The sequence below is a fragment of the Fulvivirga sp. M361 genome (assembly GCF_007097395.1).
In the GTDB taxonomy this organism is placed as follows: domain Bacteria; phylum Bacteroidota; class Bacteroidia; order Cytophagales; family Cyclobacteriaceae; genus Fulvivirga.
In genome coordinates this window covers 26,842-44,869 of record NZ_VKDC01000004.1, presented here as the reverse complement: position 1 = coordinate 44,869, position 18,028 = coordinate 26,842, and the positions used below count along the sequence as shown (strand labels likewise).

The 18,028-nt window shown below is 42.8% G+C and carries 12 protein-coding genes; 10 read left to right on the top strand and 2 right to left on the bottom strand.

Annotation, left to right across the window (positions count from 1 at the left end; genetic code table 11):
- Positions 1–12: 12 nt before the first annotated feature.
- Complete coding sequence (locus FNH22_RS03845; protein ID WP_143397020.1) at positions 13–2,115, top strand: fibronectin type III domain-containing protein; 2,103 nt, start codon at positions 13–15, stop codon at positions 2,113–2,115.
- Between the two features lie 11 nt (positions 2,116–2,126).
- Entirely contained in the window at positions 2,127–5,363 is a 3,237-nt protein-coding gene (locus FNH22_RS03840) for a hypothetical protein (protein ID WP_143397019.1), read from the top strand.
- 572 nt (positions 5,364–5,935) lie between these two features.
- Here FNH22_RS03840 and FNH22_RS03835 read toward each other — a convergent pair.
- Positions 5,936–6,463, bottom strand: coding sequence for an AraC family transcriptional regulator (locus FNH22_RS03835; protein ID WP_143397018.1), 528 nt, complete (start codon positions 6,461–6,463; stop codon positions 5,936–5,938).
- Positions 6,464–6,470: 7 nt separating this feature from the next.
- Between FNH22_RS03835 and FNH22_RS03830 the strand changes: the two genes are divergently transcribed.
- From FNH22_RS03830 to FNH22_RS03810, 5 genes are all read left to right on the top strand, one after another.
- Complete coding sequence (locus FNH22_RS03830) at positions 6,471–6,668, top strand: hypothetical protein (RefSeq protein WP_143397017.1); 198 nt, start codon at positions 6,471–6,473, stop codon at positions 6,666–6,668.
- Between the two features lie 726 nt (positions 6,669–7,394).
- On the top strand, positions 7,395–7,622 hold the full coding sequence (locus tag FNH22_RS03825) for an HTH domain-containing protein (RefSeq protein WP_143397016.1): 228 nt from the start codon (positions 7,395–7,397) through the stop codon (positions 7,620–7,622).
- 940 nt (positions 7,623–8,562) lie between these two features.
- Positions 8,563–9,207, top strand: coding sequence for an RNA polymerase sigma factor (locus tag FNH22_RS03820; RefSeq protein WP_143397015.1), 645 nt, complete (start codon positions 8,563–8,565; stop codon positions 9,205–9,207).
- A gap of 344 nt (positions 9,208–9,551) precedes the next feature.
- Positions 9,552–9,950 carry a hypothetical protein gene (locus FNH22_RS03815; RefSeq protein ID WP_143397014.1) on the top strand — a complete coding sequence of 133 codons (399 nt, stop codon included), beginning with the start codon at positions 9,552–9,554 and terminating at the stop codon, positions 9,948–9,950.
- 601 nt (positions 9,951–10,551) lie between these two features.
- Complete coding sequence (locus FNH22_RS03810; RefSeq protein WP_143397013.1) at positions 10,552–11,520, top strand: sugar-binding domain-containing protein; 969 nt, start codon at positions 10,552–10,554, stop codon at positions 11,518–11,520.
- 419 nt (positions 11,521–11,939) lie between these two features.
- Here FNH22_RS03810 and FNH22_RS03805 read toward each other — a convergent pair whose 3' ends face one another.
- Positions 11,940–12,239: a GIY-YIG nuclease family protein gene (locus FNH22_RS03805; RefSeq protein ID WP_143397012.1), complete on the bottom strand. Its 300-nt coding sequence runs from the start codon at positions 12,237–12,239 to the stop codon at positions 11,940–11,942.
- Between the two features lie 544 nt (positions 12,240–12,783).
- Here FNH22_RS03805 and FNH22_RS03800 point away from each other — a divergent pair.
- The 3 genes from FNH22_RS03800 to FNH22_RS03790 all read left to right on the top strand — a co-directional run bounded on the left by FNH22_RS03800 (position 12,784) and on the right by FNH22_RS03790 (position 18,018).
- Positions 12,784–13,227, top strand: coding sequence for a hypothetical protein (locus FNH22_RS03800; RefSeq protein WP_143397011.1), 444 nt, complete (start codon positions 12,784–12,786; stop codon positions 13,225–13,227).
- A gap of 98 nt (positions 13,228–13,325) precedes the next feature.
- On the top strand, positions 13,326–14,378 hold the full coding sequence (locus FNH22_RS03795) for a FecR family protein (protein WP_143397010.1): 1,053 nt from the start codon (positions 13,326–13,328) through the stop codon (positions 14,376–14,378).
- A 319-nt stretch (positions 14,379–14,697) separates the two neighbouring features.
- Complete coding sequence (locus tag FNH22_RS03790; RefSeq protein WP_143397009.1) at positions 14,698–18,018, top strand: TonB-dependent receptor; 3,321 nt, start codon at positions 14,698–14,700, stop codon at positions 18,016–18,018.
- Positions 18,019–18,028: the final 10 nt, after the last annotated feature.

Sequence of the window (18,028 nt, the reverse complement as noted above, 5' to 3'; positions counted from 1 at the left end):
AAAGAGCATAGAATGGAATCAAAGATCAAAAAACACTATATAGAATATGTCATTACGACAGTTTTACTCCTCATATACTCAATGAATGTAGTCTATGCCCAGAATGAAACACAGCCTGGTGTGGAGGTGATAGGAAGGGCCGCAAAAGAGTTCATCCGACTGCGTTGGGCGCCAAATGATCCTGCACTTTGGAAACGGTCAAATATTTATGGATACCGGCTTTCGCGAACGACATTGGTGCGAGATGGGAACGTTCTCAGCAATCCGGAAATTATTATGTTGACTGATTCCGCCCTTAAGCCCCGGCCTCTGGCTGAATGGGAACCTCTGGTTAAGACTGAGCCATATGCGGCTGTGGCAGCTCAGGCATTGTACGGGGAGACATTCGAAGTGAACGGTCAACAGCAAGGCAGCGGTTTGCAATTTATTAATCAGGCCCAGGAATTGGAACAGCGATTTTCTTACGCACTCTTTGCTGCTGATATTTCTGTCACCGTGGCAGTAGCATCAGGACTAAAATGGGAAGACCGCTCCGTCAAGCCAAATGAGAAATACCTTTATAAAGTATGGAGCATGGTGCCTTCCACGGAAATAGTGGCGGATACCGGTTATGTCTACCTGGGATTGGAAGATTACCGGCCGTTGCCTGCTGTACATGATGTGCGAGCTTCCTTTTCAGATGGGCAGGCTCAGGTGAGTTGGGACCGCTCCTACTACAGAGATGTGTATACCGGGTTTCATGTAGACCGTTCTACAGATAATGGTAAAAGTTTTCAGCGTGCCACCCGGCTGCCAATTGCCAATATAGAAAACAAAAATGCACCCGATAATCGAATCTTAGTATTTCTTGATTCTCTCGATACGAACGAGCAAGAATATCAGTACAGGGTGATAGGTATCAGCCCGTTCGGTGAAGCTGGTCCGCCGTCTGAATCAGTTGGCGGTTTAGGGAAAAAAGCACTCTCAGCTCAGCCAGTGATAAAATCTGCTAATGTTTATAATCAAAGCAGCATACAACTGACCTGGGAGTATCCTTTGCCAGGTGAAGTGAGTGCTTTTTGGGTAGAACGTGCGAATAAGGCAGATGGTATATATGAACGATTGCATCAGAATGCATTGACCGGTAGCGCAGTTAATTTTACTGATCAAAAGCCTATTGCAGTAAATTATTACCGGGTAATCGCAGAGAATGATGATGGAAGTAAAGCACAGTCCGGTGCTTACCTTGTTCAACTGGAAGACACCATTCCGCCATCACCTCCTACAGGCTTAAAAGCCTTGATTGACAGTGCCGGAATTGTTAAGCTGTCCTGGGCTGAGAATGTGGAGCAAGACCTTTTTGGTTATCGTGTCTACCGGAAGAATTTCAGAACCGATGATTTTACTCAAATCACTCAGAATACATGGAGAAGTAACACTTTTTACGATACGATAAATATTAATACCCTTTCAAAAAATGTTTATTATACGGTAACAGCGGAAGATTTCCATTTCAATCCATCAGCTTATGCCCCAGCTGTGGGTCTTTCACGTCCGGATATTGTGCCTCCGGGTGCCCCGGTCCTGAAAAAGGCCGAAACGACCCGGGCCGGTGTTGAAATTAGCTGGAAGCCCAGCCCAAGTGATGATGTTGCCCAATACGATATCTACAGGCGAAATGCCGGAGATAATTCCTGGTCATTTATTGCTTCGGTAAGTGAGGCGACTACTTCTTATACCGATGGATCTATAGGATCAGGAGCGTATGCCTATGAATACACACTCGTTGCACGCGATGGTGGACGGTTGGAGTCCCGCCCCAGCAATCCCAAACAGGTCACCAAAAGACCATCAGGAGAAACATTAGTCATAGACTGGTTGAACGGCAGGGCAAATAGAGAAAAAAAGGAAATAACATTGGAATGGACTACATCCGCGACAGGTGTAGAAAAGTTTCAGGTATATCGATCAAAGGACGACGGTCCTTTTAGGTATCACGCGTCAGTTAAAGGTGGTCACCAGACTTTTATGGATCAGCATATTACTAAAGGAAATACCTATAGCTATCGAGTAAAGGCCGTTTTTGAAAAAGGGTATCATTCAAAATTCTCAGAAGAAATTATCATTAAATACTAGCTTGTTTGGATATGAAAAATGATATAAGAATACTTCGGTATGTTGGGGTCATTATATTTTGTGTTGTGTCAGATGTGTTGTATGCACAATCAGTGCCTCCTGCTCAAATGACATACGAAGGGTTGCGTATACAAACACGCCCCTGGACCCCAAGCGATTTAAATGCTCGTTTCTACATATTTACTTTTAGGAGTTTTTTTGATGCCAATGATAAACAGGCTTTGGAAAGCTATTGTAGGGATGGTAGTTCACATTTGATTCGCCGACCGGTAACACTTCCATTTCCAAATCAATTGTTTCCACTGAGTATGCCGTTGGATGAAGAGCTTTTTATTGTAGCCCGCCGAAGAGATAATTTATTGTCCTTTCCCTTTGATATAGAACAACCCTGTCCTGAAGAAATTTACACCGAAGAGCCAGGCACTCTTTCGATGCCTGTCTCAACAGAGTATATTCCTCGTGGTGTTACAACTTTCATAGGTATAGAATGGAGAAATACTGGTCCAGGTGATTATACAGGAGGTTATGAACTTACCCTAAATCCGTTCTATTCACCTAATGGACTCGACGTAATCGGAACCGTAGAATTAGATATAAGTCTACCTACTATTGGAGCTATAGTAAGTAGGTCAAATGGTGGTCCTGAAGAGGTTTCAGTGTGCCGGGAAGACATTGTCTATCTGAGATCTCCTCAAATGGAACAGGTAATAGAGGATGTTGCCATTGCTAAATTCAGGTACAGACTTCCGGGTGAGAATGAGTGGACAACTATTGGAGGGAATTCCATTGTAGTGCCTGATGTTGATTCTATTTTCTTTCAGGCACGTATTGAACATGATGACTTCAAAGATGAAAATGGATTCCCGTTAACGAGTGGCTGGGGTCCGGTAAACAAAATATTTATCTTTAAGACACCTCCTGCCTTAAACCTTCCATCAAAGGCAGTTTCCCCCGGTTTTATTCGACAAGCTACTGACTCAGTATTTGAAACAAATGATATAGCTATCAAGAATATCACCATTAAGGGCAATGAGACCGGACAGGTTATGATCAAAAATGTTCAGGTAGAAGGGATTGATAACTACGCCTTTACATTCACGCGACTGAATGAAAGTGGAAATATCGTTGAGCCCACTTTCAACTTTACGAGTGGTGTGATAAATTCAGGGAACCCCATTATTCTACCCGGTGATACCAGCGATCTCGAAGGGTTCAATCCCGGCCGATACTTACTTCAGATAAATAATGTAGAAGGCAATGGCGACCTTCGATGTTTCGCAAACTACTATTTTTACATCAAGGAACCGGAATTTACGCTTTCAGATAATATTGTGATGTCGGACTATAACGGATTCAATATTTCCTGTATTGAAGCGAGTGATGGACAGATCACGGTTCAGGCAACTGGTGGCATAGCTCCATACACTTTCAAACTCGTTGGCAAAATCCAAACCGTGATAGTCCGGGATTTTCCGACTGTAGATGAAAATACAACAGGATACGATAATGCACGCCACGAATATACGTTCACCGATTTGGATGGATTGCATAATGGGGATACCATTAATTATGAGTTGACCATTACGGATGCTGTGGGTATGAGTCAAACCAAGGAAACCGAATTTGACGGTGATAGGCTTAGATTGATAGTGCCTGAAGATCTTCGATTTGAAGGGGAGGTACAAAGAACGCTCAATGAAGACGGTTTCGATGTCGACTGTACCAATGATCCTGTTACGGTTAGGTTTCTGGCAGTAGGTGGAGTGAATGGGCATCTGTTACAAATATTCAATGCTCAGAATGAGGAAGTAGATAATCAGTCGATCTCGGGCACTGGTTTGAGAGAATTTCAAGTGGCAGGTTTAGTTGCTGGTGAGTATCGCGCACTACTCTCAGATGCTAACCGTTCCGAGACATCTTGTATTGAAGAACTAACCTTTACCGTTACAGCTCCGGAGGCTTTAGCATTAATACTTACCTCTCAAAAGCTATGCAGTGGTGATAACTCCGGCTCTTTACTGGCCCGGGCCAACGGAGGCATTCCGGAAGGAGGAGCATATACTTATGCACTGCGTAACATAGATACCAATGAAGAAGCCACCCTTACCGGACCGCAAGTAACCTTCACCGGCCTGGCCCGGGGGACGTATGAAGTCACGGTCACAGACAAATACCTATGCACTTTCTCAGACCAGGTTACCATCGTCGACCCTGAAGCTATCGAAGCCTTTTTCACGCTTACCGATATAGTTTGTTACGGAGACAGTACCGGAGTGATCAACGCTTCACTCTCCGGCGGAGCCCTTCCGCTCCAAGTCACCTGGTATAACAATGAAAATGCCGAATTATCCAGGGGGACCGTTAATGCCAATGGTGTTTCCGCCATCGCAGATGTGCCTGCCGGAGCGTACCGCTTACGGATTGAGGATGCTAATGGTTGCTCCACCGAAACGTTTGCTGAGCTTACCCAGCCTGACCCGGTGTCCGTGGAGCTTGGTGGAGGCACGATTATTTGCCCCGGAATGACCCACCCGATAGATGCCGGAACCGGAGGGGTAAAATATTCCTGGACATTGAATGATGAAGTGATTGCAACAGAACAGATCATAGAGGTGGGTGACGCAGGATTGTACACGGTCACGGTAACCGATGCCGACGGCTGTGAAGGAGTAGATGCTTTTGAGCTAACGGTATTGGAAGACCCGTTGAACACAGATTTTGGGATGCCAAGCGAGGCGTATGAAGGAGATACCGTGGCTGTCATCGACATTACCTGGCCATTGCCGGATTCGGTGAGCTGGAACTGGGACGAAAATGTGCAGTACTATCTGAGTGAAGAAAATTGTGAGAAGTTTATCTTTCCCGAAGCAGGAAGCTATAACCTGACGCTAAGAACCTTTTTGGGAGAATGCCAGGATGAGCTGGTTAAAACCATCACCATAGTAGAAGGCGAAGACAACGTTGATATCGGTGGCAGGCTGGGTTATGAAGCCCTGATAAAAGAATTTATGGTATACCCTAACCCTAATGAGGGTGACTTTAACGTAAAAATAGACCTGAGCACTGTAAAAGATATCCGCCTGACCATGATACGCCAGGGGGCTGCCACACAGGTTTTTAGCGAGCAGTGGTCAGGGCAAAGTACCTATGTCCTGCCCTTTCAATTGATGTCTCTGACACCGGGGGTTTATATACTTATGCTGGAAACAGTGGGTGAAAAAGAAACCATCAGAGTCATGATTAACTAAGCCGTTCCTTTTTGACCAGGATTGTGGCGTTCCTTTGGTGTTGAGAACCTTAATAAAAAGCTTAATCGCTCCTTCAAAGAGATGACAGTTATGCCGGGGATATCCAGGGCGGTGTTAGTATGACCACTCATGAAAAATAATTTCTGGATAAAAACGATCTATAGGCCACTTAATGATAGATTTCCTAAGGGTCGGAAGTAGTATGTTACCTCGAAATCTGGCGATTTAGCCACTTTTTGAGGTTTTCAGTTCGATTTTCATTTTACTTTTGCTCGCCCAAAAGAAAACGAAACAAAAGAAAAGGGCGCCACGGCTAAAGTCCGCTTTCCCCACAAAACACACAAAGCCAGCCCTTAGGCTTGCCTACACACCACCCTCAAACGAACCGCGCTACCCGTGGACAGCCAGCCGCACAATTAAATTGAATTATCATGAATGTCCTAATATGGCACGATACCGCCTTTGGAAGACAATAGGGATTTTAATAGAATACAACCAGGAAGATCATATGTCCGAATTTTAGATGTATTGATCTGAAATTCAGTAGTTAAAAAATGAAGTTTCTAACACCTTCAGGCACAACATTTAAAGCCACCCTGTTTAAATTCTTTTATTGTCATGCCATAGACCTGTTTGAAGGTCTTTGCCAGGTGGCTGCTGTCTGTAAAATTCAGTTGGTAGGCAATTTCTTTTAGGGACAAGTCCGTGTGAAGCACTTTTGTTTCTACTAATTTAAGCTTTGATTTTATGACATATTCTGCGAAACTTATTCCTGCATGCTTCTTGAAGTACTCTGAAAAGTAGGTTGGCGAAATGCCAAATGTTTCGGCAAGTGCTGAAATTCTCAAATGTTCAGGGGCACTGATATGGGTATGGATATACCTCAAAATCCGGCCAAATCTTTTATCTGCTTCGTTGCCCTGTTCCACATACTGTTTTTCAATACTTCTTGCCAGTATATTTAAAATCGAAGTCATGGCCCCGGTAATAATTGAATCGGAATAAGCGTCTCCCACTAAGTATTCATGGTGGATAGATTTAATGGTCTGGATAATAAATGCACGCTCTCTTTCGGTACGGATAATATCTCCGGTAATCACGAACGGGTTGAAGGTAAACCGGGGTCAGAAGTGGGGCTTCGTATCATTCTTGAATGACCTCGCAGTTTCGGAAGATTATAAAGGAGTGTCAGGTAAATATTTTGATAACGATAAAGGTACATTTGGAAAAGCACATCAGGATGCATATGATGAGATAAAGCTTAACCAGCTGGTCCTTTTAACAGATCAGATTTTATCCCGGTAATGAGCTTTGTACAATGGGTTTTATCGTGTGGGGCCTACAGTACGATCAGTAAAATATCGTGATCATGTACTTTAAGCTACCGCAAAGTACGCACTACAGGCCTATCTCAAATACATAGAACAGCCCCTCAGGAAATTTTACTCCAATGGTGTGTCAGCATGCCAAAAGTACCGGTTGGTGTGTTTTTGTAAGGAAGTTGGACTTTGCTATGGCGTCCTTTTCTTTCTCGTCTCCCAAAGTTTCGTACAACGCGAGTCGAAGTTAATATCTCGAAAAGTCGTTAAATAAACAGATCTGATCTCCGGGATTTAAGCGATATTATTTTCCCAATCTTTAAAGAACTCAGCAAGACCCATCTTATGAACATCCGGGACGTGGGAAAGCGCATTCATTGCGCAGTTATTACCCACTTACAGGCGGACTACTGCTTATGCTCCATACCAATAGCCAGGGCCAACTTCACATAACTCGTGTATCCGTCTCGATACGTTGATTTTAAATTTCTCCCATTATTTTGAGTCGTTTTGCTTTGAAATTTTCCATGATCCGCCTATAAGTTAAGGGCTGATTGACGTAAACATAATATATGATGCACGATAAGAGGGTGTGCCTTACATTAAGTCCTGTATAACTTAAATAAAACATAATTTAAAAGTCTGTGTTTAAGGGAGATAAGCTTATTTTTTAGATATGAATTACAATGCCCCCTGTTAAACTAAATTCATCATGGCATTAGATAGCATTATAAAAAGGGTATTCATTCTAGATGACCTTATACGGCAGGGAAGGACCGGGAGCGCGTCTGATCTCTCTAAAACGTTGGGAGTGTCTACAAGACAAGTGTATAACTATATCAGCAAATTCAACAAGATCGGGAAAACAGTTAAATATGATCTTGAAAAGAACACTTTTGTGTATGTGGAAAAGTATGAAAAAGAAGAGGCAGGAAAATAGACCAGAGGTTTACGGTAACAAATTTTTGAAATTAAGATGGCCGGACAGTAGTTAACCCGTATGTACAAAAAAAGGAACCACTTAAAGTTACTTTTTGGTCAGCAGAAGACCTCTTTTAAGCTGCCTTATTCGGCTCATGCCTGAAATAATGTTGATCTCTTGACTCAAAGAAACATTCTCTTAATCCATAGAACGATACTTTTACTTACGTCATTGCTGATGATACAGGAGGAAGAAGCAATCTCAAAATCGTCGTACGTGAATTAACCGCTATGCATCGCACGATAGTGAGACAGTCACCGTTGTACCCCAAAACCTTACATCTTCCATAAAATTCCATGCCAGAATGAAATCTTTTCCCCTTATCTGGCGTTATTTGCCCATAAACAATTTGCACAGGTCAGATTTGTACATCTTATTTTACAACAATAGATCTCTGGATTTGAACGCATCAGTTTTTTAGGTTTAGCTGTTACAAAACCTAATCGTTTTATCTCGCAATATGAAGTATGATTATCCTAAATGTTAAAATAATATTTAATAAATAATTAATTATTATTTTTTGACTAAATGAATTGTTAGTTCACTGAAAATGTGTTAAAATTATACATTAGCCAGACGTAAGAATCCAAACCTATAGAGTACAGCCGTTCATTCGGAAGATTTAAAGGTCTTTTCAACTTCTCGCTTTATTTTCACCATTAAACAGGCCGAAACGGTCGGGTGTAGATAGATTTGATTCAATCCGTCAAACTTTTAAACTGAACTGTGGTTACATTTATAGTGCTATAGTTCATTTCTTCAATCCCTTAGTTGCCCCATGTTATGCTAACCGGAAGGAGAAGTAATAGCGTATACCTTCATAAGTCCAAGGGCTGTTTCTTTCGTAATGTCCGGTTTAGGTTGGCCAGTATAACTGAACCTTCTACCCCCATTTTCTATGAAGAAGAAAGCAGAAAAAAGAAAGGTTAAAAAGTTGGCGCCAGAAAGTAAATCCCATATCAAGGAGGAAGAGAATTTCCTGCTTTGGTATTTTTTCAGTAAAGGTGATCACCGGGCTACGTCTTATATCTATAAGACCTACCGGGCAAAACTGCTGGAATATGGGCGTCAATTTGCCGAACCCGAACGAGTGAAAGATTGCATCCAGGAAGTATTCCTGGACCTGATGAAAAAACGTATTAAACCAGAACAGCCGGCATCTATCCAGGGATATTTGAATGCCTGCCTTAAACATAAGTTGCTTAGGAAAGTCAAAAGAGACGGTATGGAGTTTACAGAAAGCCGGCTGGATAATAGTAATGGGAATAACCATGCGCTGGCGATGTCTAAACACGCTCATGAAGTGGACTGGACACTTCCCGGGCAGGACTCACAGCTGTCGCGCGCTTTTAAGGAACTTCCTTTTCGATACAGAAAAGCGCTCTTGCTCCACTACATCAAAAACAAAAGCCATAAAGAGGTAGCGAAACTGATGCGACTCAATACCGAAGAAGCAGCCAGGTCAGTAGTATACCGGGGTAAGGAGCAGCTGAAAAAGTTGCTGCGTAAAATGGAAGCACAGATGGAAAAAGTAGTGCATTAGTGGTATGGTGTGAAAAGTTGGCAGTAGGCAAAAAGCAGTCCGCAAATGATGTAATGTAAAAATATTGGTAACGAGTCGTGAGTCATCAGTAGTGAGTCGCCAGTCTCTAGTGACCAGTAGCGAGCATCCAGCATCCAGAACCCAGCCCCTGACACCTCTCACTATACCCCACAAGCCCTTAACCCCATGCACCATGCTCCATGCGCTATGCTCTCTGCGCTATGCTCTCTGCGCTATGCGCAACGCGCTGTGACATTTTGTTACAAAGCTTTACTTCATGGTGACATCTCGTCGTTGATAACAGGCGTTATTTGAACTGTAATCAACCATTAAAGGTCAACATCATGAAACTAACAACAACAATTTTGGCGGCGCTTTTATGTGCCTTTAGCCTGGCGGCAGTAGCCCAGACCCAGGAAAAGCCTGTGGTAAAACTATTACCTTCTAACAAAGGGTATTTGAAAGTGCTTTATGTAGGTCAAAGGCCTGTTAAAGATGTGGAAGTGGTCTTTTACAGTGCGGATCGTATCATCAAGAAAGATAAGATCAGGGGAAAAAAGATTGATGGAGGGTTCTTAAAGCAATATGATTTGAGCAAGGTGCCTCCCGGTAATTATTGGGTGGAGATATCTACGGAAGATGTTATCACCAAATACAAATTCACCACATATGAAGAACAGCCCCTATGGGTAAGTTGGTGGGATCATTTTAAATCAGAACGTAAAGTAATTGCTTCTAAATAAGGTTGAGCAATTAGGGGATGTAGTTGCCAAAAGAGGTGGCGCATCCCTGTTTATTGGCGAGTTTGAGATGGCAGCATAAAATAACAGACGTCACTGCGAGGGAGGGCACGACCGCGGCAGTCTCCTGATCGTGCGGCGTAAAGCGACTTAGTTCACGTCCGGCGATTATGAGATTGCTTCTTCCTCCTTTGTCGTCATTGCAATGACGTGAATAAAAATAAAAAAAGTGTCGTCACTGCGAGGGAGGGCACGACCGCGGCAGTCTCCTGATCGTGCGGCGTAAAGCGACTTAGTTCACGTCCGGCGATTATGAGATTGCTTCTTCCTCCTTTGTCGTCATTGCAATGACGTGAATAAAAAGAAAAAAAGTGCCGTCACTGCGAAGGAGTTTACGACTGCGACAGTCTCCTTATCGTTGAACGCAAACCGAGCTGGTCCACGTTCACCGATCAGGAGATTACTTCACCTCTCCGTGCGTGGCCCTACGCTGAGGTTCGTAATGACGATGAATAATGGGTTTTGATAGCTGTTATTAATGAGCTTCAGTTGTTTAACCTATTTATAAGGAAAGCCTTAATTTTAACCCGGCAAAACAAAAAAATTGAAAAAGATAGCATACATAATACTCTTACTAAGCGCTTGCCTGGAGCAGGGCTACGGACAGCTCATAAGCCTGCGGGGCCGGTGGCAGTTCACGATCGGGGATAAGGCGGTATATGCAAAACCCGACTATGACGATGCGGACTGGGAAGGTATTTGGGCTCCGTCAGCGTGGGAAGAAGAAGGCTTTCATGGGTATGATGGATTTGCCTGGTATAGGAAGAAATTTGACGGCAAGCTGCTGCCTAAAGAGGAAAAAATATATGTAAACCTCGGGTATATTGACGATGCCGATGAGGTATATATTAATGGAGAGCTGATCGGCTTTTCAGGGGTTATGCCCCCCAGGTACCGGTCTGCGTACAATGCGCAGCGGAGTTATGTGATCCCTGGCAGTGTGATCAACTATGCAGGAGAAAATCTCATTGCCGTAAGAGTATTTGACTCACAGGGAGAAGGGGGGATGGTAGACGGAGAGTTGGGGATCTATCCTGTAGAAGATTTTTCACCGATGTTGGTAGATCTGCAAGGGTTGTGGTCTTTTGCCTTAAGTCGTGATGGTGGTGTGATCAGTGACAATGAAAACTGGGATAAGATCATGGTGCCCATGCACTGGGAGAAGCAGGGATACCGCCGATATGACGGTTACGCCTGGTATCGGAATACCTTTGAGCTTACGGAAGACTATGGCAATGAAGTATTGGTATTAATGCTGGGAAAGATCGATGACTTTGATGAAGTATACATCAATGGAGAGCTGATCGGGGCCACTAATGATCACCGCAAATACATGCAAAGTCAGTCATACGATAAGTTCAGGGCGTATGACATACCCAAACACGTATTGGCGCCTCCGGGTAAAACCAATAGTGTGGAGGTGCTGGTACATGATATCGGGAACCTGGGCGGAATCTACCAGGGCCCTGTAGGGATCACTACTAAAAGTAAATATTACCGGTACTACCGGTAAGTAAGGAACGTAAAAAAATCCCCGGCCGTCACTGCGAAGGAGTTTACGACTGCGGCAGTCTGCTGATCGTGAGGCGTGAGGCGATTTAGTCCACGTCCAGCGATGTTGAGATTGCTTCTTCCTCCTTCGTCGTCATCGCAATGACGTTGGGAAAGTAGGGCAATGACGTGGGGAAAGTAAAGTAAGGAAAGAAAAAAACACCCTGTCGTCACTGCGAAGGAGTTTACGACTGCGGCAGTCTGCTGATCGTGTGACGTAAGGCGACTTAGTCCACGTCCAATGATGGTTGAGATTGCTTCTTCCTCCTTCGTCGTCATCAATGACGTTGGGATAGTCGAGCAATGACGTTGGTAAAGTAAAGTAAGGAAAGTAAAAAAATACCCGGACGTCACTGCAACGAAATGTAGGAAGACGGTAACTTACCAATCTTCCATTTCATCATACAGATCCTTCCATTCAGGATTAATGGATTCAATGAGTTGTATTTTCTTTTTCCTTGAACCGGCTTTAATCTGTTTTTCACGGTCTATGGCCTCTTCTATAGCGTGAAAAAGCTCATAATATACCAGTTTATTACAGTTATACCTGTCCGTAAAGCTTCCGGGGAAATGTTTTTCCTTATGTTGAAGAGTTCTTGCAATTAAATCTTCACAGACACCGATGTAAAGGGTGGTATGATTTGTATTGGTTAAAATATAAACGGCTCCGCCTTTTTTCATGGGTTAAAAATAAAAAAATCCCTGCTCGTCACTGCGAAGGAGGGTACGACTGCGGCAGTCTCCTGATCGTATGACGTAAGTTGATTTAGTCCACGTCCAACGATGGTGAGATTGCTTCTTCCACCTCTCGTCGTCCTCACAATGACGTGGGTTAGTTAGGCAACGACGTTGGGATAGTAAGGCAATGACGTGTGGAAAGTAAAGTAAGGAAAGTAAAAAAATACCAGGTATTCACTGCAAAGGACTCCATATCCGGCGATCCTGCCACCCCTACGGTCCCTGACGAAAGGCCCTTTTTGGCCAATAGTGAAATACTGATTCAAAACTTACAAGGAAAGTACATCTTAGTTTTGCGAAAATATGTATTGATTTTATTCAATTTGCTTATCGATATCACAAAATATAATCTATGTTCAACCATTGAAAATTATAAATTAATTTATAACTACCTGAAATTAAATATGTTAAAACGCTTGACATTCCTCTTATTATTAAATTATATTGTTTTTGTTAAGAAATTAATATTTCGATAACATCAAGAAATTTGTCTAAAGTTTACACTCATAACAATACACACAAGTTGGTCTCTCAATTGAAAAGAGGGGACCAGGAGGTATACCGTAAACTTTGTACACAGCATTTCGATCAATTCTATCGTTACATTCTTAATTCTGTCAAATCCAAGCGTCTTGCAGAGCAGATCCTGGAAGAAGCTTATATTGAAATTTGGCAAAACCGGGCGTCATTAGATGTTTCCGTTTCTTTTAAAGATCAATTACTCAAGTTAGTTGAAGCGAGTGTCTTTGAAATACTTTTCAATGCCGGCGCCAATGAGTTTCTGGAAGATGAAATATGGCAATACATTGAAAAGGCACAAAATACAGAGGCGGCTACAGCTGATACAGATCAAGACCCTATACTCAAGGTCATCCAAAACAACATCTTGCAAAATCAATTGCTCAACGAACTCGCTACTACGCGCAGATAGTTGATCCGAAGCTTTCAGGGCTTCATTTTCCCATTTTCTATTTACTACCAGGTTAAAAGCAGAGCGTACGTATTACGTTCAGGCCAAGCCTTATTTTCATGAAGAACGCAGACTACTTTAAATACTTATATAAAAAATACACTGACAACACCATCTCCAGGGCGGAGTTGCGTGAGCTGTTGGAGCACTTGAAAACCTCCGGAAAAAAGGAAGAGGTGGAAGCGCTGAAAACGCAGTTACGCACCAAACTGGATACACGCCGTCCAAAAGTCAATAGCGCGTATAAGCAAAACTTTTTGGATAACGTGATGCGTCAAACAGTGGATGCTGAACCTGCGCCAGGCGTTAAGTCCATTTCCGAACGGGGTGACAGGAAGTCTTCAGGAAAAAAATATACTATGTATTGGGTAGCAGCAGTCATTACCATTATGGCGGCTACCGCGTTGGCTTTATATACTTATACGATTGCCCCCACTGAAACACAGTGGTTGACCTATACTACCAGTACCCGCCAAAAGGCGACGATCACGTTGTCTGACGGGACTACAGTACGCTTGAATAGCCAGAGTACCTTACGCTACCCTGAGCAATTCAATGGTAAGACGCGTGAAGTGATGTTAGAAGGAGAAGGGTTCTTTGATGTAGTTAAAGACCCTTCCAAGCCCTTTACCGTAGCTTCCGGCGAACTTACCACCACTGTATTAGGAACCTCTTTCAACATTCGGGCGTATCCCGATGTGCAACAGACCGAAATAGCCGTAGCCACCGGTAAAGTCTCCGTGGCTAAACAAACCAACCAGGATAAAGATCGAGCCGCCGTGGTACTCACCCCCGGTGAAGCGGCCAGCTATAGCCCCGACCAGGGCAATTTGATAAAATCTTCCGTAGACATTCGTGAATACACCGCCTGGAAAGATGGCATATTGCTATTCAACGATAAAACTTTTACGGAAGCAGCGGTACTATTAGAAAAATGGTACGGCGTCAAAATAATCATTGAAAGCAATAGATTGGACAATTGTGTTATCCAAGGCAAATTCAATTCCCCCAGCCTGCAAAAGGTACTCGACGCGTTGCAGTTTGCATACAAGATCGAATACACTTTCGTAAATGGAGATGTCCATATTAGTGGAGAAGGCTGCGAAGAGTAAGCAAATCCGTTAAAAACGAATCCGAACTACATTGACCAACAGCTCCTGGCGACTGTACGGGAATACTATACCCGTTGCAGTAGCAAGGTACCGGTAACCAACGGCAAGTGACGGATCATAAGAAACCAGTCACCAGCTACAAGTAACCAGTATCCGGAAAAAAATGTGAACTAAACAAAATGAGAGGATGATTAAACACACGAAAAATGGTACCTAGAAAACGGCACAAAAAAAGACCCGTGAGCATGAATGTTGGCGCACTCGCTTCACAGGTCCTGTAGTTCAAGTAAATGATTGTTACTAAACCGATTATAAAGTTATGAAAAAAAATTTACAAAGGACCCTATATATTATGTCAGGTCTCTTTACACTCACCTTTCTGTCCGCTGTTTTTGGAGGCATACTGTATGCCGCCGATGCGGGAGGGCAGAGCATCCGGGACGTCACCGTGTCCCTGGAGCTCCGGGAAGCCCCTTTAACACGGGTTTTCTCTGAAATAGAGGAGCATACGGAATTCGAGTTCCTGGTAGACAGCCGTCGCATCGCACAGCGTAACGACCGGATCACCCTGAACGTGGAAGAAAAATCCGTAGCCTATGTACTGCAAACCGTAGCTGAAGAAACAGGCCTCTCTTTCCGGCAGCTGGATGGTACCATAGTGACACACATCCCCTCTACCCCGGTGGAAATCATCACCGAACCTTTCAAGGCCACTGCGCCTGAAGACCAGATCATCAGCGGAACGGTAACCGATGAAAATGGTCAGCCTTTGCCAGGGGCTAATATTCTACTGGAAGGCACCGCCCAGGGTACGATTACCGATGCAGATGGAAACTACACGCTGGAAATGGCTGACGAGGTGACTACGTTGGTGGTTTCTTTTATAGGGTATAGTACGCAGAAAATAGAAATTGCCGGGCGTAAGGTGATTGATGTGGTGCTTAAGCTGGACGTTACTTCTTTGGAGGCCGTTGTGGTGAGTACCGGGTATTGGGAGACGCCAGAGAGGTTAAATCCGGGGAATATTGCGAAGGTGTCAGCTGAAATTATTGAGCAACAGCCTGTAGTAAATCCTTTACAGGCAATGCAGGGGAGAGTTGCCGGTGTACAAATTCAGGAAACGTCTGGTATTCCAGGGAGTGCAATTAACATTAACATACGCGGGTTAAATAGTTTAAATAATGGCCAAGATGGTCTCCCTAATGCTAATTTGCCGTTTTACGTAATCGACGGTGTTCCGTTTGTTGCTACTTCTTTAAACTCAGGTTTCTTGCCTCTGAGTGGCGGGAGCCCATTAGCCTCATTACGTCCTTCAGACATAGAAAGTATAGAAATATTAAAAGACGCTGATGCCACGGCAATTTATGGATCTCGTGGAGCTAATGGTGTGATCCTTATTACCACCAAGAAGGGTCGTGCAGGTAAAACAAAGGTGGATATTAATATTTCGAGAGGGGTTGGCGAAGTAGTGAATAAGGTTGATTTACTAAATACAGATCAGTACCTTTCTATGCGACGTGAGGCTTTAGTCAATGACGGAGTTTGGCCCATACTTACGCCTCAAGATTCTACTATACGACCAGATATTTTTGCATGGAATCCTACTCGCAATACCGACTGGCAAGAGGAACTATTAGGAGGAACTGCGGAACAAACCAATGCTGGGATCTCAATTTCAGGAGGCACAAAGCTTACTCAATTTGTCTTCAGAGCAAGTTTTTTTAAACAAACAAATGTTTATAACTATGACAATTCAGCATTCAAGAGTGGTTCTGGTCATTTTAATTTGAATCATAGTTCCGTTGATAACCGTTTTAATATTAATGTATCGACAACGTATACTTTTAATACTAACAATCAAAATGGTGGAGATTTGGTTGGAGTTGCGCTTCGATTAGCTCCTAACGCTCCATCTTTATTTGATGAAGATGGAAACTTGAATTGGGAAAATAATTTTGAAAACCCGCTAGGGTTTTTGAGGCAAGAATATGAAAACGACACCAGAAATTTAACGACTAATGCAGTATTGTCTTATGAATTGATCACGGGACTTAAAGCGAAAGCTACTTTAGGGTATACCAATATTACGGTAGATGAAATACAAATTAGGCCTCTCACTTCATTTAACCCAGAAGAAGATGAATTAGGCGATAATAGAATAGCCAATAGTAACAATGATACCTGGATTATAGAGCCTCAATTAGAATATACCAGAAAGTTAGGTGATGGTGATTTGAAAGTATTGGTAGGTACAACATTTCAGGAGTCAATACAAAATGGGCAGACAATCATTGGAGATGATTATACCGCAGATGCCTTAATTAGAGATATCAATGCGGCGGGCGATATTGGCATTTTAGGCACTAATTATTCAGAATATCGGTATAATGCTATCTATGCCAGAGTAAATTACAACTGGCGTAACAAATATATTTTGAACCTTACTGGGCGAAGAGACGGGTCTTCCAGATTTGGACCAGGAAAACAGTTTGGTAATTTTGGTGCTATTGGAGGGGCATGGCTATTTTCAAATGAGGGTTTTATCGAGAATAACTTACCTTTTTTAAGCTTTGGTAAACTTCGAGGCAGTTATGGTGTAACTGGTAATGACCAAATAGGAAATTATGGATTTCTAAATACTTTTGAATCAGTTCGTGCATATAACAATGTTTCTTCATTAGTATTGGCACGAGCGAGCAACGAAGATTTTTCATGGGAAACAAACAAGAAACTAGAATTTGGAATAGAGTTGGGTTTATGGCAGGACAAAGTCTCTTTATCCACTAGTTGGTATCGTAACAGGTCGTCAGATCAGCTAATAGGAAGGCCTCTCCCTGCAACGACGGGCTTTTCTCAAGTTCAATTTAACCTACCGGCTTTGGTCGAAAACCGAGGGTGGGAGTTTGAATTAAGTACTGTCAACCTTAAAACGGATAATTTTCAATGGACGTCATCAGCGAACCTGACTATTTTTAATAACGAACTTAAAGAGTTTGATGATATTGAGATGTTCCCAGCATTTGACAACCGTTTTGAGGTGGGGCGACCTCTCTTTGGACGGAAAGAGTTTAAATCTCTTGGAGTAGACCCAGAAACCGGTGATTTTGTTTTTGAGGATGTGAATGCTGATGGTAATATCGATGAATTAGATCGTCAGGATTTTGTGGAGATTGCTCAAGATTATTTTGGCGGTTTAAACAATAGTTTTCGATATAAATTTCTCCAGTTAGATGTTTTTTTTCAGTTTGTTAAACAAAACGCGCTATCATTTAATTCGAGTTTTAGTGCACCCGGAGTCCAATCTAATCAACCACTAAATGTTCTAAACAGATGGACTAATGTTGGCGACATATCCGAAATAAGAAGTTTTACTCAAGCGCCTGGAACAGAATATTTTAGAAATGCGCCATCGAATAATGCAATCCAAGATGCATCATTTATAAGATTGAAGAATGTTTCAATTTCCTGGTTATTGCCATCTGAGTGGATTAATAAAATTAATGTTCAAAGTGGGCGAATTTATGTACAAGGACAAAACTTGCTCACAATTACTTCTTATGACGGTTTGGATCCTGAATCGAGAAGTTTATCGTTGCCGCCTCTACGAATTATTAGTGCAGGTGTTCAAATTGGCATTTAAAGAGAATTAT

What these genes read in the sequence shown, in the direction of transcription:
- FNH22_RS03790 (WP_143397009.1), top strand. Translation starts at nt 14,698, where the DNA reads ATGAAAAAAAATTTACAAAGGACCCTATATATTATGTCAGGTCTCTTT.
- FNH22_RS03815 (WP_143397014.1), top strand. Translation starts at nt 9,552, where the DNA reads ATGAAACTAACAACAACAATTTTGGCGGCGCTTTTATGTGCCTTTAGC.
- FNH22_RS03805 (WP_143397012.1), bottom strand. Translation starts at nt 12,239, where the DNA reads ATGAAAAAAGGCGGAGCCGTTTATATTTTAACCAATACAAATCATACC.
- FNH22_RS03795 (WP_143397010.1), top strand. Translation starts at nt 13,326, where the DNA reads ATGAAGAACGCAGACTACTTTAAATACTTATATAAAAAATACACTGAC.
- FNH22_RS03820 (WP_143397015.1), top strand. Translation starts at nt 8,563, where the DNA reads ATGAAGAAGAAAGCAGAAAAAAGAAAGGTTAAAAAGTTGGCGCCAGAA.
- FNH22_RS03840 (WP_143397019.1), top strand. Translation starts at nt 2,127, where the DNA reads ATGAAAAATGATATAAGAATACTTCGGTATGTTGGGGTCATTATATTT.
- FNH22_RS03845 (WP_143397020.1), top strand. Translation starts at nt 13, where the DNA reads ATGGAATCAAAGATCAAAAAACACTATATAGAATATGTCATTACGACA.
- FNH22_RS03825 (WP_143397016.1), top strand. Translation starts at nt 7,395, where the DNA reads ATGGCATTAGATAGCATTATAAAAAGGGTATTCATTCTAGATGACCTT.